Here is an 18609-nt window from a genome sequence, read left to right as displayed (position 1 = left end):
CGGTGATCACGCGACCCGGGTGGCCCCCGCGAAGGGCATCTCGCTGATCGGGGCCACCCGCACGGGCGCCGAGGGGTTCGGGGCGTGGATCATCTGGCCGTTGCCGATGTAGATGCCCACATGGGTGATGCCCGCGTAGAAGAACACCAGGTCGCCCGGCTGGAGTTCGGACTGGGTGACCCGCCGGCCCGCGTTGATCTGCGAGTAGGTCGTACGGGGCAGGGAGACGCCCGCGGAACGGTAGGCGGCCTGGGCGAGCCCGGAGCAGTCGAAGGCGTTGGGACCGGTGGCCCCCCACACATAGGGGCTGCCGAGCTTGGAGTACGCGTAGGCGACGGCCGCCGCCGCACGGGAGTTGGGGGCCGCGACGCCCGTGCCCCCGGAAGCGCCGGAGGACCCGGACGACGCGACCGGTGCGGGGTCGCGGGCCGTGTCGCGCGAGACGTGCTGCGTGTCGCCCGCGCCGCCCCGCTGCGCGTACTGCGTGCGCTGCGCCGGAGTGAGCCGGTCCAGCAACTGCCGTGCCGCGCCCAGCTTTTCGTTGATGGTCTTCTTCTGCTTCTTCAGCTCGGCCTGGCGCGACCTGAGCGTGGTCAGTTCGCCGTCCGCCGTGCTCCGGAGCTGGTCCAGCTCACGCAGTTGCTGCCGCACCCCGGCGATCTCGGCCGACTGCCGGGTGCCGACCCGCTCGGCGAACGCGGCCCCGTCCAGATACCGGTCGGGGTGGTCGGAGAGCGCGAGCTGCACCACGGGGTCGAGGCCGCCGCTGCGGTACTGCGCCGCGGCCATCGAACCTAGGGCGTCCCGGGCCGTGTTGAGCCGGTCCTCGCGACGGGCGGCCTCGTCGCGGAGCTTGCCCAGGCGGGCCTCCGCCTGGCCGGCCTTCTCCTTGGCGCCGTCGTACTTCTGGGTGGCGGCCTCCGCCTCCTCGTACAGCTTGTCGACCCGGGCCTTCACCTGCGCCGGGGACAGCTGGGGGTCGGCGTGCCCGACCCCGTCGAAGCCGGTGGCCGTCGCCGCGCCCGCGAGGGCGATGGTGACCGCTGTGCGTGCTGTGTTTCCGCCGATCGAGCGCTGTCTGGCCTTGCGGTGCGCTGCCACGAGGGCCCACATCCTTCCGTGCGACCGCCCTTGCGGTGCGGTCAAGCGGTGACACGTCCGGCGGCGGCTCACAAAGGGGGAGCGGCCGCCGCCGGACCTTCTCGGCGGTGGTGTCCGACTGCCGTCCCTGGCCCGGACGGTGGTGGGGAGCCGGCCACCTGGTGGAGGACGCTAAACCTGCGCATGCGCGGTTGGTAACGCTATGTACGGAACTATCTGGATTGGATCGTCGAGTGACCGTATGTGGTGGAGTTGCCGACCGGGTCGCGGCGACTTCACGGGGAGTGATGACCGATGCGGAGAATCCCGGACGTCACGCGCGATACCGGTGCTATGCGTGACACGCGAGGGCCGCGTGGAGAGAGAGTGACGGAGGGGTGACCCGGGCGGGAGGAGCCTCAGGGGGTGCGGTTAGGCTCCGGCCCCATGGGCGTACTCATCCATCTCCTCGTCGGCCTGCACATCATCGGCATCGCCGCGCTCCTCGGCGGCTTCCTCACCCAGATGAAGGCGATGGGCCAGGGCGCCGCCCGCTTCGTCCCCGCGATGCTGCACGGCGCCGCGACCATGCTGGTGACGGGCGTCGCCCTGGTCGGGCTCAACCAGGCCGACGGCAACACCGTGAACACGGTCAAGATCGGTGTGAAGCTGGCGCTGCTGATCGTGATCCTCGGACTCGTCTATGTGAAGCGTGACGACGAGACGGTCGACAAGCGCCTCTTCGGTCTGGTCGGCCTGCTGACCGTCGCGAACATCTTCATCGCCGTCCTGTGGACCTGAGTGCCTGAGGGCTCACGGGCCTGAGGGCCCAAGGGGCTGAGTATCCGAGGGTCCGGAGATCCGGGGGTCCGAGAGGCCGGTCAGCGGGCCGGGCGCCGTACGGCGGACCTGAAGGCGAGCACGGTGCCCACGACCGCCGCGAGCCACGCCGCCACCGCGATCCACAGGAGCACCTGTCCCGGCCCCCTGAGCCGGAAGACGTCGAGGGCGTCCGCGACCGCGAGCGTCGCCACCGCCGTCATCCCCATCGGAAACACGGACGACCAGCGCCGCACGTCGTAGCGCGGGCGCGGCCACACCAGCTCCGCGACGGCCAGCAGGACGTAGGAGACGAGGGCGAGCACCAGCAGCGCGCCGGTCGTGGCGCGCAGGACGCCCTGGTCGTCGTTGTTCCACAGGTACGGATCCACGTCGCGCGCCGCGACGAGTCCCGCCCCGGCCAGTGCCGAGATGCCGAGCGCCCCGGCCGCCACCCAGTGGTCCCCGGCCCCCCGCCGCACCTCCCGCAGGTCGAAGTTCGCGAACGAGACCACGTAGAGCGCGATCCCCACCCAGTACAGGGTCATGGCGGCGTGCGCGAGCCAGTCCGAGCCCGCCTCGGTGGCGATCGCCGACCCGAGGACCGAGAGCCCCTGCGTGGCCACGCAGACGAGGAACACGTCTCCGGCCATGCGGCGGCGCCAGTGCCGCAGGACGGCCGGCAGCAGGACCGGCCAGAGCACGGCCGACAGCGCGAGCAGGACCTCGGCGAGCCCCCTCCAGCCCAGGGCGGAGAACCGGGTGCCGAGCACGGTGGTCGCCGCCACGGCGTCGAGTCCGGCGGGAGTGCCGGCCCGGCGCGTCCACTGCTTCCGGTCGCCCACCAGCCGGGCGAGGAAGTCCGAGGCGAGCCCGACCCAGGCCAGCGACGCCAGGACCAGCGCGATCCGGGACAGGGCCTCGTGGTCGGTCAGGTGCAGCCCGATCGAGAGGATGCCGGTGGCCATGACGGCGGCCCCGACGGCGGGCGCCCACCCCGCCCACCAGGCGCGGAGCGGAATGGTGTCCGGCATGTCCGGTGTGTCTGGCATGCGCCCGATGCTAGGGACCTGTGGAGCGGTTGCGGGCGGGGCACGCTCGGGCGGGCCGAAAACGCGGGCACCCGCGCGGGAACGGGAACGAGGGGCGCGCGGGGTACGAGAGACGGGGAACGGGGCGCCGGGGAACGGGAATGAGGGGCGCCTGGGAATGGGAACGCGGGGCACGTGCGCGGGACCGGTGGCCCCGCGCACGTGGCCCGCGGGAGTGCGCGGTGTTCCGCACTACCCCGGGCGCACCACGCTGTGGATCGCCGACGTGCCGTCGTAGTAGATCGACTCCTCGCGGACGTACGCACCCGGCTTCGGCGCGTGGATCATCATGCCGTCGCCGATGTAGAGGCCGACGTGGCTGATGTCGTCGTAGAAGAAGACGAGGTCGCCGGGGCGGGCGTCGGCGAGGGAGACGGTCGTGCCGGCGTTCACCTGGTCGTAGGTGACGCGGGGGAGACTGACACCGGCGGCCTTCCAGGCGGCCTGGGTCAGGCCCGAGCAGTCGTAGGAGTCCGGGCCGGTGGCGCCCCAGACGTACGGCTTGCCGATCTGCGCGCGGGCGAACGCGAGCGCCTGGGCCGCCTTCGAGGAGTCCGTGGACGTCGACCCCGAAGTGGACTCGGACGTGGACCCGGAGGAGGACCCGGACGAGCCGGACGCGGTGCCCGACGAGGACTGCTGCTGGGCGGCCTTCTCCGCCGCGGCCTGCTGCCGCGCCAGCTCGGCGGCCTTGGCCGCGGCCTGCTCCTGCTTCTTCTTCTCGATCGCCGCCAGCCGCGCCTTGTCCTCGGCGTTCAGCTTCGAGAGCAGGTCGCGGGCCTCGGTGAGCTTCTGCTGCACGGCGGCCTTGGACGTCTTGAGCGCCTTCTGCGAGGCGGTCAGCGTCTCCAGGCTCTCGGTGGCCTCCGTCCGCTTCTTGGTGGTCGCGGCCTGCTCGGTGATGTAGTCGTCGACGGCCGCCTTCTGGCGGGTCGTCAGCCGGCTCATCAGCTGGGTCTGGTCGAAGTAGTCCTGCGGGTTGTCCGCGAGCAGCAGGGTCGCGGTGTCGGGCGCGGCGGCCCCGGTGCGGTACTGCGCCGCCGCGAACGAACCCAGCTCCTCGCGCGCGGTGTTGAGCTTGTCGGTGCGCCGGGCGACGTCGTCGAGCAGGGTGTCGACGCGCTTGCGCTGCTGGGCGGCCTTCTCCCGGGTCGCGTTGTACTTGTCCGTGGCCGTCTCGGCCTGGTGATAGAGGTCGTCGACCTTCTTCGAGACCTCTTCGATGCTGGGCCTCGGTTCGGCCGACGGGGCCGCGTTGGCCGTCTGGGAGAGCAGGGCGACGGATGTGAGGGCGGCCGTGGCGAGGGCCGGGGTCCGTATGCCTGCGACGCGCGTGCCCGAGGGACGCGCCTTGCGGTGTGACGCCAAGAGAGGCGACTCCTTCCGTCATCCGCCTACCGAGTTAGCTGTCGGGTTCGGGCGGACGGTTCCGGAAGGTTGCCCTACGGTCCGTGCCCCACAAGGCGGTTGGACCGATTCACCCCAAGGTCGGTGGGTCCCCGGCTCCGGCTGCCTCGCGGCGCACCGGACTCGGCGGAGGCCGCTCGGCCCGGCGAGGTTCGCCGGTTGTGGTCGAGCGGCCTTCCGGCACGCTAGCCAACGGGTGTGGCCCCTGTGAAGGTTGATGTGCGATATGCCCGATACATTTTCGTGACCTTTGCCTCGTGTTCCGCGCCGGACGGGTCGAGAGCGGTTCGAGAGCCGTGCGCGGCGGCGCGAGCGGACCTCGGACCCTCCGAGCCCGAACCCCCCGCCCGGCCGCTGGGCCCCGACCCTCCCGGCGCCCCGGCGTCGCCCCACGATCCGTCGATCCCTCCTCGCTCCCCGTGACCGCATGGGTGCTGTCGTCACGGACCGTGAGGCGTCAAGCGGTGGAGCGCTCTCCTTCCGGGGCCCGCCGCCGGGACCCTTGTCACACTTCCGGCGGAGTTCCCGAGGCGGGGGCGGGCTGTCGGTGGGGCGGCCTAGACTCGGAGAGCGATGAGCAGCCTCTTTGACGACAGCTTCCTGGCGAACCTCCAGCCCTCCGCGGCCCACGAGGACGAGCACCCGCCGCCGCCCGAGGACGATCACGTACCGGAGCCGGTTCCGGACGATCTGTTCGGCGGGAAGTTCGACGTGCCGCCGAGCCGCGACCCGTACTACCGCGACGGCGCGGCCCGGCCCGCCGTGGACCCCGCGGCCCTGCTGGACGGGCTGAACGAGAACCAGCGCGCGGCCGTGGTGCACTCCGGCTCCCCGCTGCTCATCGTGGCCGGCGCCGGCTCCGGCAAGACCCGGGTGCTCACCCACCGGATCGCGCACCTGCTCGGCGAGCGCGACGTCCACCCCGGCCAGATCCTCGCGATCACCTTCACCAACAAGGCCGCCGGTGAGATGAAGGAGCGCGTCGAGTCGCTCGTGGGCCCGCGCGCCAACGCGATGTGGGTGATGACCTTCCACAGCGCCTGTGTGCGCATCCTGCGCCGCGAAAGCAAGACCCTCGGCTTCACCTCCTCGTTCTCGATCTACGACGCCGCCGACTCCAAGCGTCTGATGGCGCTCGTCTGCCGTGACCTCGACCTCGACCCCAAGCGGTTCCCGCCGAAGTCGTTCAGCGCCAAGATCTCGAACCTGAAGAACGAGCTGATCGACGAGGAGGACTTCGCCGCCCAGGCCTCCGACGGCTTCGAGAAGACCCTCGCCCAGGCGTACGCGATGTACCAGTCGAGGCTGCGCGAGGCCAACGCGCTCGACTTCGACGACCTGATCATGACCACGGTCAACCTGCTGCGCGCCTTCCCGGACGTCGCCGAGCACTACCGCCGCCGCTTCCGGCACGTCCTCGTCGACGAGTACCAGGACACCAACCACGCCCAGTACGCGCTCGTCCGTGAGCTCGTCGGGACCTCCGAGCACCCCGTGGACGTACCGCCCAGCGAGTACGACCTGCCTCCGGCCGAGCTGTGCGTCGTGGGTGACGCGGACCAGTCGATCTACGCCTTCCGGGGCGCGACCATCCGCAACATCCTCCAGTTCGAGGAGGACTACCCGAACGCGACGACGATCCTCCTGGAGCAGAACTACCGCTCCACCCAGACGATCCTGTCCGCCGCCAACGCGGTCATCGAGCGCAACGAGTCCCGCCGCCCCAAGAACCTGTGGACCAACGCGGGCGCGGGCTCGAACATCACGGGCTACGTCGCGGACACCGAGCACGACGAGGCCCAGTTCGTCGCCGACGAGATAGACCGTCTCACCGACGCCGGCGAGGCCCGGGCCGGCGACGTCGCGGTCTTCTACCGCACGAACGCGCAGTCCCGTGTCTTCGAAGAGGTCTTCATCCGCGTCGGGCTGCCCTACAAGGTCGTCGGCGGCGTCCGCTTCTACGAGCGCAAGGAGGTCCGGGACGTCCTCGCGTACCTCAGGGTGCTGTCCAACCCCGAGGACTCGGTCCCGATGCGCCGCATCCTGAACGTGCCCAAGCGCGGCATCGGCGACCGGGCCGAGGCGATGATCGACGCCCTCGCGCAGCGCGAGAAGATCAGCTTCCCGCAGGCGCTGCGCCGGGTCGACGAGGCCTACGGCATGGCCGCGCGCTCCACCAACGCGGTCAAGCGGTTCAACACGCTCATGGAGGACCTCCGCACGATCGTCGAGTCCGGCGCGGGCCCGGCCACCATCCTGGAGGCCGTCCTCGAACGCACCGGCTATCTCGCCGAGTTGCAGGCCTCGACGGATCCGCAGGACGAGACCCGGATCGAGAACCTCCAGGAACTCGCCGCCGTGGCCCTGGAGTTCGAGCAGGAGACCGGAGAGGGCGAGACCCCGCCCGGGCTCGCCGCGTTCCTGGAGCGGGTCGCGCTCGTCGCCGACTCCGACCAGATCCCGGACGAGGAGGACGGCAACGGCGTCATCACCCTGATGACCCTGCACACCGCCAAGGGCCTCGAGTTCCCCGTGGTCTTCCTGACCGGCATGGAGGACGGCGTCTTCCCGCACATGCGCGCGCTCGGTCAGGTCAAGGAGCTGGAGGAGGAGCGGCGCCTGGCGTACGTCGGCATCACGCGGGCACGGGAGCGGCTCTACCTCACCCGGTCCTCGATGCGCAGCGCATGGGGCCAGCCCTCGTACAACCCGCCCTCCCGCTTCCTGGAGGAGATCCCGGCGACCCATCTGGACTGGAAGCGCACGGGGGCGATGGCCCCGGTGTCCGCCGGTCCGGTCTCCGGTGTCGCCGCCTCCCTCTCGTCCACGCGTTCACGGTCCGCGGCCTCGGGTGCCTCCGGGTTCGCGACCCGCCGCGGCGCGACCGAGAAGCCGGTGGTCGCGCTGGCCGTCGGGGACCGGGTCACGCACGACCAGTTCGGCCTCGGCACCGTGGTCGGGGTGAAGGGTACGGGCGCGAACGCGGAGGCGACGGTCGACTTCGGAGAGCCCAAGCCGAAGCGGCTGCTGCTGCGGTACGCGCCGGTCGAGAAGCTGTAGTCCCGTCCCGGGAGGCCGTCCGCGCGATCCGCTCGCGCGGCCGGTCTCGCGGTGCCGGGCTGCGTCGTTCCCGGCGGCCGTTCCGCTACGTGGGGTCCAGGCCGTGGCTGCGCAGCCACGGCAGCGGGTCGATCGCCGCGCCGCCGGCCGGGCGGACCTCGAAGTGCAGGTGCGGGCCGGTCGAGTTGCCGGAGTTCCCGGAGAAGGCGATCTGGTCACCGGCCTTGACGGTGGTGCCGGAGGGGACCTTGTACGTCGAGAGGTGGCAGTACCACGTCTCGGTGCCGTCCATCGCGGTCACGATCATCATGTTGCCGTAGGCGCTGTTCCACTGCGTCCGGACGGTGCCGTCGGTCGCGGCCATCACCGGAGTCCCGTAGGAGACGGGGAAGTCGATGCCCGTGTGCACGGACATCCAGTTGACGCCGGCCTGGCCGAAGTAGGCGCTCAGGCCCCGCTGTGTGACGGGGAGGACGAACTTCGGACGCAGCCGCTCCTTGCGGGCCGCCTCCTCTGCCGCCTTCTTCTTCTCCGTCGCCTGCGCGGCCTTGAGGTCGATACGTTCCTGCGTGCGGCTCGCCCGGTCGGCGAAGTCGTCCGCGCCCGCGGACAGGCTCTGGAGCTGGGAGTCGAGCTTGACGTTGGCGGCCGACGGCTTCACCGCGGTCGCGTCGGAGGCGCTGGCCGTCGTGTCCTTGGAGTCGTTCCCGCCGAGGCCGCCCACACCGCCCACGGAGGCCGCGGCGATACCGGCGACTCCCATCACACAGGCGGAGGGCACCGCGACCGTCAGCAGAGCGGAACGTTTCGCGGGGCTGCGGCGCCGGGAGCGGGAGCCCTTCCGGGGCGCGGGGCGCCGGACCGGGGTGACCTCTTCCACGCCGTCGAGCAGCGGCCGTTCGCCGTTCTCGTCGTACGGGTCGTACTCGCCGTCGTCCGGGCCGTCCGTGTCCGCGAAGTCCTCGGCGGCGTCGAACTCGTCCTCGTCCCCGTCGGGCCGGCCGTGCACCGCCTGGTCGAAGGTGGCGGTCGCCTGCTGGTCGAAGGGGACCGGCTCCGCCGCGTCGGCCGACGCCTCGTAGGTCCCGTCGACCGGGGCCTCGTACGTCATGTCGAGCTGGGTGAGGTCATGGCCGTACGGCGCGGGCTCCGTCTGCGGCTGCTGGTACGACTCGCCGTGCGCGTGCTCGTACGTCTCGCCCGTGGCGTGCTCGTACGTCTCGGTCACCGGGTGGTCGTAAGCCTGGTACGGGTCCGGCCCGCCGCTGTTCCACTGCGTCGCGTCGTACGCACCCGTGTCCTGGGCCGGCACGCTCCACTGCTGGGTTCCGCCGAGCGGCTGCTCGGGCTGGTTCCAGGCGTTCGCGTCCCACTGGCCCGAGGCGCCGGGGCCCGGGTGCTGCGCGGGGATGTCCGCGAGCTGCTGGTATCCGTCGGTCCAGCCGCCGGTCGCGGCGTGGGCGCCGTTGTCGTAGCCGGTGTGCTGCGCCGCGTACGGGTCGGGGCCCTGCTGCTGATAGCCGCCGTTCCACTGGGTGGCGTCGTACGAGCCGGTGCCCGCCCCGCCCGGCATGCCGCCGAAGAGCGGGTCGCCGGCGAAGTCCGTCTGGGGGTAGCCGCCCGCGCCGGTGCCCGGGTCGTAGGCCGTACCGGCGTAGTCGCCGTACGCGGTGAAGTCGCCGTACTGGGCTTCTTGCGCGCCATAGGGCGCGTAGAGCGCCGAGGCGGCGTCGGAAGCCGGGGCCGGGGGAGTCACGATCCCCGACGGGTGACGGTCGTTCACCAACTTCTCTTTCGCCTCGACAACAGGGGCTGGCAGAGCAGTGCGGCGACTGTACCCGGCGGTATGCGGGCGCGACAATCTTCGGCAGGTTTCCCCCGCACAGGAAACGGGCATTCGGCCGTGTTTCGGGGGCGGGCGGGCAAGGCCTTGGCCTGGCGTTCGATAAGTGTTCGAGATTTTGGGTCCCGGAAAGCGCCGGGGAGCGGCCGTCAGCCCTCCCGACGGCCGCTCCCCGGGCTGCTTCGTGCGGCCCTCACGCCACCGTGAGGCCGCCCCGCCGGGCCGCGGAACGCGAGTCCGGCATCTCGATGTCGAGCGCCTGCCGGATTCCGGTCGCGACGGCCGGGTGCACGGGCAGGGCCAGATGTCCGACACCGCTCACTCGCACGTTCTGGGCGAGCAGGTCGGGGTGCTCGACGCAGGCCGTCTCCAGCGGGTCCATCAGATGGTCCAGATCGCTCCAGAAGCTGACGAACTGCGTCCGGCAGCCCGGAGCGGGCCCGGTCAGTTCCTCGATCACCGCGGAACCGGGGCGCATCTGGCGCACGATCGGGTGCGCGTTCATCAGGGGCGCCACGCGGGTGCCCGAGTGCGGGGTGCCGAGCGTGACGAGGGTGCGGACGTGGGTGTCGCCGCCGAGGCACTGCACGTAGTAGCGGGCGATCAGCCCGCCGAGGCTGTGCCCGACGATGTCCACCCGGTCGTGCCCGGTGCGCTCGCAGATCTCCTCGATGTGCCGGCCGAGCAGCTCAGCCGCCGTACGGATGTCGCACGTCAGCGGCGAGTAGTTGAGGGACTCGACGTGCTGCCTGCCGTGCTGGGCGAGGTTGCGCCGCAGGAGGACGAAGACGGAGCGATTGTCGATGAAGCCGTGCAGCAGGACGACCGGGGGCTTGGCCTCGGTGGGCAGCGGGGCGGCGACATCGGGCGGGGGGAGCGGGTGTCCGGTGCGGCGTTCCTGGGTGATGCCGGAGGGATAGAGGAGGAGGTGCCCGGCGAGGATCGCCAGCTCCAGGGCCGTGGCCTTCAGGAGGGCCACCGAGAGCCCCGCCAGTTTCGTCGGAAACAGGCGCTGGCACAGGGGCAGAAAGGGCGACGCAGCCTCAGTGACCTTCATGGCCGACCTCCAGTCGGCACGCGGGAGGACCACTCCGTCCCCCGTGTGCCCTAGTGGAAAGCCGTGAGGTCGGCGACGGCGGCGGCCGACGGAGCGTCCGCGGCGTACGAGACCGGTGACGCTGTGGAGTGCTCGGCCGAAGGGCGCGGAATACGACGCCGACCCCGGCTCCCCGACGGTCCGCCGGGCTGGATGCGCCGGCCTCGCGTCGTGGCGTGGAGTCGCCTTCGTGTTCCCCGGTCCTCTTGTCCGGCCTAGCTCCCCGCTGTCGTGCCGTCGCCGCTGTGCCCCAGCACCCCGCCGTCCCGCTGACGACGCGATGGTGCGGCCACCTGGTCGCGGCTCTTCTTGCGCCCGCTCCGGCCGTGGCCCGTACGCCGCAGGTCGCTGCGGCGCCAGTGCCGCGGTACGGAACCGAGCGCGGCGAACTTGTCCCAGTGTGTGATTTCCCCCTCGGTCTCCACCGCGAAACTGCCGGTTGCGGGATGCTGGCGATAACGTTCGTTCACTTCCCGGGCCGAAAGGGTCCGGGACGCCTGCGCCGCTTGGCGCGATCGGTGATCGGGAGTGATCCGGTGTGGCGAGCGGAAAACTGAGCGATATGTGTCGATGGTCAGTAGTCGGCGCGGTCGGCGAGTGCCTGTTGGTGACAACGGGTAGTCGATACTGGTCAATCGGTGAACGAACGATCGGTCGTCGTCCGTCGTCCGCGGTGGTCGTCGCGGGCAGGTGTCGGCAGTTTTCGTCGGTTGCAGGTTGAAGTAGTCCGTTCATGGAGGCAGTGATGGGTGTGGCAGCCGGTCCGATCCGCGTGGTGGTGGCCAAGCCGGGGCTCGACGGCCACGATCGTGGGGCCAAGGTGATCGCGCGGGCGCTGCGCGACGCCGGTATGGAGGTCATCTACACCGGGCTTCATCAGACCCCCGAGCAGATCGTCGACACCGCGATCCAGGAGGACGCCGACGCGATCGGCCTGTCCATCCTGTCCGGTGCCCACAACACGCTCTTCGCGGCGGTCATCGCCCTGCTCAAGGAGCGCGAGGCCGAGGACATCAAGGTCTTCGGCGGCGGCATCATCCCCGAGGCGGACATCGCCCCCCTCAAGGAGAAGGGCGTCGCCGAGATCTTCACCCCGGGCGCCACGACGGTGTCCATCGTCGACTGGGTCCGGGCGAACGTCCGCCAGCCGGCCGGCGCCTGACCACAGCGCGTACCGCTGTACCGGAGGGGCGGGGCCCGGCCTGATTCCGGGACCCCGGCCCGCAGGCACGGGCCCGGCCTGGTTCCGGGGCCTCGTACCGCGGGCACGACGGTGGGGTGCGCCCTCCGGCGTGCCCCCGCGGCGCCCCTACGGCGTTGTCACGGCTCCCCCACGGCGTTGTCGCGGCTCCCTCGCGGCCGCCCTCACGGTGCCGCCGTCAGCTCGGCGGACATCGTCGCTCTCAGACGCAGGGTCGTGACCAGCCGCTGGAAGGCCTCGGCCCAGTAGTCCCCGGCCCCCGGCGCGGTGCGCTCGGACTCGTCGGGGACCGAGGTGAGACCTTCCAGCCGCCCGGCCTCCGCGGGGTCGAGGCAGCGCTCGGCGAGCCCCATCACCCCGCTGAAGCTCCACGGGAAGCTCCCCGCGTCCCGGGCGATGTCGAGCGCGTCGATCACCGCCTGCCCGAGACCCCCCGCCCAGGGCACCGCGCACACCCCGAGCAGCTGGAACGCCTCGGACAGCCCGTGCGTGCCGATGAAGCCGGCCACCCACTCGGCCCGCGCCCCGGCGCTCAGCGTGGCGAGCAGTTTGGCCCGCTCGGCCAGCGACACCGCCCCAGGCCCCCCGGCCTCCGGGGCGGAGGGCGTCCCGAGGAGGGCCCGCGACCACGCGGGATCGCGCTGGCGCACCGCCGCCCGGCACCAGGCCGCGTGCAGCTCCCCCTGCCAGCCGTCCGCCACGGGCAGGGCCACCACCTCTTCCGGCGAGCGCCCGCCCAGCCGCTCCCCCCAGGTGGCCAGCGGCGCCGCCTCGACCAACTGGCCGAGCCACCAGGACCGTTCGCCCCGGCCGGACGGCGGCTTCGGTACCACCCCGTCCCGTTCCATCGCCGCGTCGCACTCGTGCGGCGCCTCGACCGAGATCAGCGGTGTGACCCCGGTGTGGTCGACGGCCACGCACGACACCGCCCGGGCCGCCATCCTCGCGGCGAGAGCCGAGCCCGGCAGGGCGGACAGCAGCTCGGCGGCCGTCCCCCTCACATTGCGGCTGCGGTCGGACAGGGCACGCTCCAGGAACTCCTCGTCCTCGGCGCACAGTCCGGTCCGCAGCGAGTCCAGGAACATCAGCCGGTCCTCGGCCCGCTCCGTCGCCCAGGTCGCCACGAGCAGCTCCCGTCCGGCGGACGGATCCTTGGCCCGCACCGCCGTCAGGAGCGCGACCCGCTCCGCGAACAGGCCCTCCTGCCACAGCTGTCGGATCCGGCCGTCCTCCTCCGGCAGAGCGGCGGCGCCTCCCGACGAGGAGCGCAGCGCGAACCGCCACTCCGGATTCAGCCGGGCCAGCCACAGTGCCCTTGGCCCGGCGAAGGTGAGGGCCGCGGGCCGCAGGTCGGTACGTCCCCGGGCCGCGTCGAGGAGCGCCGGAAGGGACCCCGGAGGTGCCGCGAAGCCGCGCGCGTTCGCCAGGGCCAGCCACTGGGGCAGCAGCTCCATGAGGTCGGGCGCCGCACCCCTGCGGCCTCCGCCGCCCGCGCCGGGACGGTCCGCCAGCAGCGTCGCCAGCCTGCGGGCCGCGGCGGGCGGCAGCGGGGCTCTTTGGTCCGGCGCCGCGGGCTCGAGGCGGGCCGCCGCCCGGGCCGGCCGCGCTCCGGCCCGCCGTCGCACGGTCTCCACGGCCGCCGCGTCCAGCAGCGCCACCGGAGCCGCCCGGCCGGGCTGCTGCCCCGGGAGCGGGCGCCGGTCGGTGCCGAGCAGCGCCACGGTGACGAGTTCCTCCCAGGAACCGCCGACGGGCGGCGCACCCGAGGCCGGGGTCGTGTTCATGAGCGTCCTTTCCTTGCGGATCGCGTCAGCGGGGAACGGGAGATGACGGGTCGTGGGCTGTGGGCTGCGGCACGTGGGCCGCGTCGCGGCACCGCCCCGCCCGCGCCGGGTGCGCCGGCCGCCGTCAGCACAGCGGTATCGCCTCGCCCCCGTCCTGCGGCCAGGCCGTGAGCGGGGCGAAACCGCGGTGGCCGCACTCGCCGAAGACCGTGACCGGCTCCCCGCCGGACAGGGCGACCAGGCGCCACAGTTCGGGCCGGGACCGTGCGGCGGGGGTGATCGGCAGGGCCGACTCGCCTTCCGCGTCGGCGAGTTGCCAGGAGCCGCCGTCCGGGGTGGGGACGACCCGTTCCAGGGTGACCGGGCAGGAGCCCATCCAGGGATCGGAGTTCAGGGCCTCTCCATACCGGGCGGCGGCCTCGGCCGTGCTCAGCCCCGCGGGCCGCATCGCCGCGGGCGCGGGGGCGGTGAACCGCTCGCCCAGTGCCGCCCGCAGCTGCCCGGACCCCGGGTACGCGGACAGTTCCGCCTCGAACGCCAGCCCCACGGGCAGCGCCAGTTCGGGTGCCCGGCCCGCCGCGCCGTAGGACAGGAGCAGCGCGGTGCGGCCCGACTCGGCGCCGTACAGCCAGATCCTGCGGGTCGTCAGCCGGGCGTCCGCCGTGTCGTACTGCGCGAGGACCAGCCAGCGGTCGCGCAGCGGCGGGCCGTCCGCGGAACCGGGCAGCCCGACGCGGGAACGGACCGTGGCGGCCAGGCCGTCCGGCAGCCGCTCGCGCCGCAGCCAGCCCTGGTCGAGCAGATGCAGCAGTGCGCACTCCTCCAGCAGCCGCACGGGCCAGCCAGGACCCGAGGCCGGGATCGCCCCCAACTCCCGTACCCGCGCGGCCAGACCGGGTGCCTGCGCGTCGACCATCCGGGCCGCGGTCTCCTCCCACATCCCGTAACCGGAGCGCTCGGCGGAGGCGAGGCCGCCGCGCAGCAGGTCCGTCAGCCGCTGCTCCAGCTCGGACGCCCCCGCCGTGATCCGCTCGGCCCGCCGTTCCGCCCTGCGCCGCGCCGCCTCGGGATCACCCGCCGAGGAGGCTCCAGATCCCCCGCCCGCGCTGTTCCCGCCCTCGGCACGTCTGCGGCGTCCCTCCAGCCACTGGGCGGCCCAGTCCGGCGCCTGCCCGGACGGCACCGCCCCGTCGGCGCCCGCCCAGAGCAGCAGCAGCCCCAGCGCGTGCTTGCACGGGAACTTCCGGCTCGGGCAACTGCACTTGTAAGCGGGACCCGCCGAGTCCGCGATGTCCACGACCGTCTGATACGGCTTGCTGCCGCTTCCCCTGCACAGTCCCCATACCGTCCCCTCCTCCGTGCTGCCCGCCTCCGACCACGGTCCGGCCGTGCCGAGCTTGCTCCCCGCCTTGCGTGACGCGGCGTCAGGCGCCAGTGCCAGCACCTGATCCGCCGTCCAGCGCACCGCCTGCTGTGTCATGCGATCGAAGGTAGGACGCGCCACTGACAATCGGCCTTCGCGAGCGCGTCTGCGCAGGTCAGCGCCGATTGTCAGTGGTGTGGTGCACGGTGGAACCAGATCAGAACCGGCCGAGCTGGAGGGGGACCGAGGCATGTCCGTGTCCGTTGAACCGACGTCCGTTGACACACCCGCGGGAGAGCGGGGGGAGAGCCGGCCGGGCGAGGCGCTGCGACCGCACGCCGAGCACGCGTTCGCCGCCGAACTCGCCGCGCTCGCCGCCCAGGACGACCGGCCCCGACCGGAGCGCTGGCTGCTGTCGCCCTGGGCCGTGGCCACCTATCTGCTCGGCGGCACCCTGCCGGACGGCACCGTGATCACCCCCAAGTACGTGGGGCCGCGGCGCATCGTCGAGGTCGCCGTCACCACCCTCGCCACCGACCGGGCCCTGCTCCTGCTCGGGGTGCCCGGCACCGCGAAGACCTGGGTGTCCGAACACCTCGCGGCCGCGGTCAGCGGCGACTCCACCCTGCTCGTGCAGGGCACCGCCGGAACGCCGGAGGAGGCCATCCGGTACGGCTGGAACTACGCGCAGCTGCTCGCGCACGGCCCCAGCCGGGACGCGCTCGTGCCGAGCCCGGTCATGCGGGCCATGGCAGAGGGCATGACGGCCCGCGTCGAGGAGCTCACCCGCGTGCCCGCGGACGTGCAGGACAGCCTGATCACGATCCTGTCCGAGAAGACCCTGCCGATCCCGGAACTGGGCCAGGAGGTGCAGGCTGTCCGCGGATTCAACCTGATCGCCACGGCCAACGACCGCGACCGCGGGGTCAACGACCTCTCCAGCGCCCTGCGCCGCCGCTTCAACACGGTGGTGCTGCCGCTGCCGGCGAGCGCGGAGGACGAGGTCGACATCGTCGCGCGCCGCGTCGACCAGATCGGCCGTTCCCTCGACCTGCCCGCCGTGCCCGACGGCATCGACGAGATCCGCCGCGTCGTCACCGTCTTCCGGGAACTGCGCGACGGGATCACCTCCGACGGCCGCACGAAGCTGAAGTCGCCCAGCGGCACCCTGTCCACGGCCGAGGCGATCTCCGTCGTCACCAACGGCCTCGCGCTGGCGGCCCACTTCGGCGACGGTGTCCTGCGGGCGGGCGACGTCGCCGCCGGCATCCTCGGCGCCGTCGTGCGCGACCCGGCGGCCGACCGCGTCATCTGGCAGGAGTACCTGGAAGCGGTCGTCCGTGAGCGGGACGGCTGGAAGGACTTCTACCGCGCCTGCCGCGAGGTGAGCGCGTGAGCGCCGGACCGGGCGCAGGTCCCCCGCCCGCGCCGGGGGCCGGAGCGGGGGGCCGCGGCCCGGGGCCGCTGCTGCTCGGGGTGCGGCACCACGGACCCGGGTCGGCGCGGGCCGTACGGGCGGCGCTGGACGCGGCGGCGCCCCGGGTCGTGCTGATCGAGGGACCGCCCGAGGCGGACGCCCTCGTACCGCTCGCCGCCGACAAGGAGATGCGGCCCCCCGTGGCCCTGCTCGCCCATGTCACGGACGAGCCCGGACGCTCGGCCTTCTGGCCGCTGGCCGAGTTCTCCCCGGAATGGGTGGCGATCCGGTGGGCCCTGGAGCACGGGGTGGAGGCCCGCTTCATCGACCTTCCGGCCGCCCACACCCTGGCCCCGGAGAGCGAGGGGACGGACCCCGGGCAGGACGGCCCGGTGGACGCGCCCGCCGGCGCCGTGCCCCCGGCCGGTGACTCCGCGCCTCCCCCCGACGAGGCGGCCGCCGTGCGGATCGACCCCCTCGCGGTGCTCGCCGAGACGGCCGGTTACGACGACCCCGAGCGCTGGTGGGAGGACGTCGTCGAGCACCGGGGGCCCGCCGCGGACGACCCGTTCGCGCCGTTCGCCGTCCTGGAGGAGGCCATGACCTCGCTCCGCGAGGCGTACGGGGACGGGGGGCACAAGCGGGACCCGGTGCGCGAGGCGTACATGCGGCTCCGGATCCGGGCGGCACAGCGGGAGTTCGCCGACGACGTGGCCGTGGTGTGCGGAGCCTGGCACGTGCCGGCACTGCGGCGGCGGGCCACCGTCGGCGCCGACCGGGCGCTCCTCAAGGGACTGCCCAAGGCCAAGGTCCAGCTCACCTGGGTGCCCTGGACGCACCGCCGGCTGTCCCGCGCCAGCGGGTACGGGGCGGGCATCGATTCTCCGGGCTGGTACGGCCATCTGTTCAGCGCCCCCGACCGGCCGGTCGAGCGGTGGATGACCAAGGTCGCCCGGCTCCTGCGCGACGAGGACCGGGGCGTGTCCTCGGCCCACGTCATCGAGGCTGTGCGGCTGGCCGGCACGCTCGCCGCGATGCGCGGCCGCCCGCTGCCGGGGCTCACCGAGACCACCGACGCCGTCCGCGCCGTGATGTGCGAGGGCTCGGACGTCCCCCTCGACCTGGTGCGCGACCGGCTCGTGGTCGGCGAGGTGCTCGGGGAGGTGCCGGAATCCGCTCCGGCCGTGCCGTTGCAGCGGGACCTGGCCCAGGCGCAGCGGCGCCTCCGGCTCAAGCCCGAGCCGCTGGAGCGGGAGATCGAGCTCGACCTGCGCAAGGAGACCGACGCGGCGCGCAGCACCCTGCTGCACCGGCTGCGGCTCCTGGGCATCGCGTGGGGGGAGCCCGTGGTGTCCCGCGGCAGCACGGGAACCTTCCGCGAGACCTGGCGGCTGCGCTGGGAGCCGGAGCTCTCGGTGCGGGTCGCCGAGGCCGGGGTGTGGGGCACGACGGTCCTGGCCGCGGCCACGGCCAGGGCCGAGGCGGACGCCGTCGGCGCGCCCGCGCTCGCGGAGGTCACGGCACTCGCCGAGCGCTGTCTGCTCGCCGAGCTGCCGGACGCGCTGCCCGTGGTGATGCGGGTGCTCGCCGACCGGGCCGCCCTCGACACGGACGTGGGCCATCTCGCCCAGGCACTGCCCGCCCTCGTCCGCTCCTTGCGCTACGGCGACGTGCGCGGCACGGACACCCGTGCCCTCGCCGGCGTCGCGGCCGGTCTCGCCGAACGGATCTTCGTCGGTCTTCCGCCGGCCTGCGCCGCCCTCGACGGCGACGCCGCCGTCGAGATGCGCGGTCACGTCGAGGCCGTCCATGGAGCGGTGGGACTCCTGGCGGAGGCGACCGAGGGGGCCGCGGGGGCCGGCGGCGTCCGGGGCCGCTGGCACGCGGTGCTGCGGGTGCTCGCCGCGCGGGACACCGTGCCGGGGGTGGTCGCGGGCCGGGCGGTCCGGCTGCTCCTCGACGAGGGGGAACTGGCGCAGGAGGAGGCCGCACGGCTCATGGGCCTCGCCCTGTCGCCGGGGACGGAACCGGCGGACGGGGCCGCGTGGATCGAGGGATTCGTCGGGGGAGGCTCCGGCGGCGGCATGCTGCTCGTGCACGACGAGCGGCTGCTCGCCCTGGTGGACACCTGGCTCACCGGGGTGCCGGCGGAGGCGTTCACGGACGTCCTGCCGCTGCTGCGCCGCACGTTCTCGGCGTACGAGCCGGGCGTGCGCAGGACCCTGGGCGAGCTCGTCCGGCGCGGCCCCGCCCCGCGGACGAACGCCGAGGCGACCGGCTCGGGCCTGCCCGGTTTCGCCCCCGACCTCGACACCGGCCGCGCCGACGCGGTCCTGCCGCTGCTGAGCCTGCTGCTGGGGCTGGGCGATCCCGACGGCGAGCCCGGCACCACCGACACCGAGACCGACCCGCACACCGGGACCGTGACCGGCACCCACTCCGGTACCG

Annotated in this window: 12 protein-coding genes, 1 pseudogene and 1 riboswitch; of the genes and pseudogenes, 5 read left to right on the top strand and 8 right to left on the bottom strand. The window is 73.2% G+C overall.

What is annotated here, in order from left to right; all coding sequences use genetic code 11:
• Window positions 1-6: 6 nt before the first annotated feature.
• The gene (locus IO36_RS36740) at window positions 7-1101 is read right to left on the bottom strand and encodes a C40 family peptidase (RefSeq protein WP_037627439.1); all 1095 of its coding nucleotides are present in this window, start codon (window positions 1099-1101) and stop codon (window positions 7-9) included.
• A 426-nt stretch (window positions 1102-1527) separates the two neighbouring features.
• Between IO36_RS36740 and IO36_RS36735 the strand changes: the two genes are divergently transcribed.
• Window positions 1528-1881, top strand: coding sequence for a hypothetical protein (locus IO36_RS36735; protein ID WP_037626804.1), 354 nt, complete (start codon window positions 1528-1530; stop codon window positions 1879-1881).
• An 80-nt stretch (window positions 1882-1961) separates the two neighbouring features.
• On the opposite strand, the gene IO36_RS36730 is transcribed toward IO36_RS36735, so the two are convergent.
• A complete protein-coding gene (locus tag IO36_RS36730; RefSeq protein ID WP_245173615.1) occupies window positions 1962-2951 on the bottom strand; it encodes a tellurite resistance/C4-dicarboxylate transporter family protein in 990 nt (329 codons plus the stop codon).
• Between the two features lie 231 nt (window positions 2952-3182).
• A complete protein-coding gene (locus IO36_RS36725; RefSeq protein WP_037626801.1) occupies window positions 3183-4358 on the bottom strand; it encodes a C40 family peptidase in 1176 nt (391 codons plus the stop codon).
• An 8-nt stretch (window positions 4359-4366) separates the two neighbouring features.
• Window positions 4367-4536: riboswitch (cyclic di-AMP (ydaO/yuaA leader) on the bottom strand.
• A 434-nt stretch (window positions 4537-4970) separates the two neighbouring features.
• On the opposite strand from IO36_RS36725, the gene pcrA reads away from it, so the two are divergent.
• Window positions 4971-7457, top strand: a complete 2487-nt coding sequence (gene pcrA / locus IO36_RS36720) for a DNA helicase PcrA (protein ID WP_037626799.1) — start codon at window positions 4971-4973, stop codon at window positions 7455-7457.
• Between the two features lie 85 nt (window positions 7458-7542).
• Here the strand turns inward: pcrA and IO36_RS36715 are convergent, their stop codons facing one another.
• The 3 genes from IO36_RS36715 to IO36_RS47215 form a co-directional block, all read right to left on the bottom strand.
• Window positions 7543-9354 carry a M23 family metallopeptidase gene (locus IO36_RS36715; protein WP_078943674.1) on the bottom strand — a complete coding sequence of 604 codons (1812 nt, stop codon included), beginning with the start codon at window positions 9352-9354 and terminating at the stop codon, window positions 7543-7545.
• Between the two features lie 139 nt (window positions 9355-9493).
• Window positions 9494-10357, bottom strand: coding sequence for an esterase/lipase family protein (locus tag IO36_RS36710; RefSeq protein WP_037626796.1), 864 nt, complete (start codon window positions 10355-10357; stop codon window positions 9494-9496).
• Window positions 10358-10611: 254 nt separating this feature from the next.
• Complete coding sequence (locus tag IO36_RS47215; RefSeq protein WP_158997724.1) at window positions 10612-10866, bottom strand: hypothetical protein; 255 nt, start codon at window positions 10864-10866, stop codon at window positions 10612-10614.
• Between the two features lie 275 nt (window positions 10867-11141).
• Between IO36_RS47215 and IO36_RS36705 the strand changes: the two genes are divergently transcribed.
• Window positions 11142-11558 carry a coenzyme B12-dependent isobutyryl CoA mutase small subunit gene (locus IO36_RS36705; protein ID WP_037626795.1) on the top strand — a complete coding sequence of 139 codons (417 nt, stop codon included), beginning with the start codon at window positions 11142-11144 and terminating at the stop codon, window positions 11556-11558.
• A 203-nt stretch (window positions 11559-11761) separates the two neighbouring features.
• Here IO36_RS36705 and IO36_RS36700 read toward each other — a convergent pair whose 3' ends face one another.
• Window positions 11762-13381, bottom strand: a complete 1620-nt coding sequence (locus tag IO36_RS36700) for a DUF5691 domain-containing protein (RefSeq protein WP_037626794.1) — start codon at window positions 13379-13381, stop codon at window positions 11762-11764.
• Window positions 13382-13505: 124 nt separating this feature from the next.
• A complete protein-coding gene (locus IO36_RS36695; protein ID WP_037626793.1) occupies window positions 13506-14861 on the bottom strand; it encodes an SWIM zinc finger family protein in 1356 nt (451 codons plus the stop codon).
• 133 nt (window positions 14862-14994) lie between these two features.
• On the opposite strand from IO36_RS36695, the gene IO36_RS36690 reads away from it, so the two are divergent.
• Window positions 14995-16140: an ATP-binding protein gene (locus IO36_RS36690; protein ID WP_037626792.1), complete on the top strand. Its 1146-nt coding sequence runs from the start codon at window positions 14995-14997 to the stop codon at window positions 16138-16140.
• Window positions 16137-18530, top strand: a pseudogene (locus IO36_RS36685) (DUF5682 family protein); the annotation flags it as partial. The gene IO36_RS36690 and the pseudogene IO36_RS36685, both read left to right, overlap by 4 nt.
• Window positions 18531-18609 lie beyond the last annotated feature (79 nt).

Source organism: Streptomyces aureus, from assembly GCF_000725495.1.
In the GTDB taxonomy this organism is placed as follows: Bacteria; Actinomycetota; Actinomycetes; order Streptomycetales; family Streptomycetaceae; genus Streptomyces; species Streptomyces aureus_B.
The sequence above is the reverse complement of the archived record's forward strand: the minus strand, read 5'-3'. Positions and strand labels throughout refer to the sequence as shown.

Bases quoted from the DNA above. Each gene is read 5' to 3' on its own strand.
- IO36_RS36715 (WP_078943674.1), bottom strand. From the start codon at position 9,354: ATGCCCGTTTCCTGTGCGGGGGAAACCTGCCGAAGATTGTCGCGCCCG.
- IO36_RS36730 (WP_245173615.1), bottom strand. From the start codon at position 2,951: ATGCCAGACACACCGGACATGCCGGACACCATTCCGCTCCGCGCCTGG.
- pcrA (WP_037626799.1), top strand. From the start codon at position 4,971: ATGAGCAGCCTCTTTGACGACAGCTTCCTGGCGAACCTCCAGCCCTCC.
- IO36_RS36690 (WP_037626792.1), top strand. From the start codon at position 14,995: ATGTCCGTGTCCGTTGAACCGACGTCCGTTGACACACCCGCGGGAGAG.
- IO36_RS36695 (WP_037626793.1), bottom strand. From the start codon at position 14,861: ATGACACAGCAGGCGGTGCGCTGGACGGCGGATCAGGTGCTGGCACTG.
- IO36_RS36705 (WP_037626795.1), top strand. From the start codon at position 11,142: ATGGGTGTGGCAGCCGGTCCGATCCGCGTGGTGGTGGCCAAGCCGGGG.
- IO36_RS36710 (WP_037626796.1), bottom strand. From the start codon at position 10,357: ATGAAGGTCACTGAGGCTGCGTCGCCCTTTCTGCCCCTGTGCCAGCGC.
- IO36_RS36735 (WP_037626804.1), top strand. From the start codon at position 1,528: ATGGGCGTACTCATCCATCTCCTCGTCGGCCTGCACATCATCGGCATC.
- IO36_RS36700 (WP_037626794.1), bottom strand. From the start codon at position 13,381: ATGAACACGACCCCGGCCTCGGGTGCGCCGCCCGTCGGCGGTTCCTGG.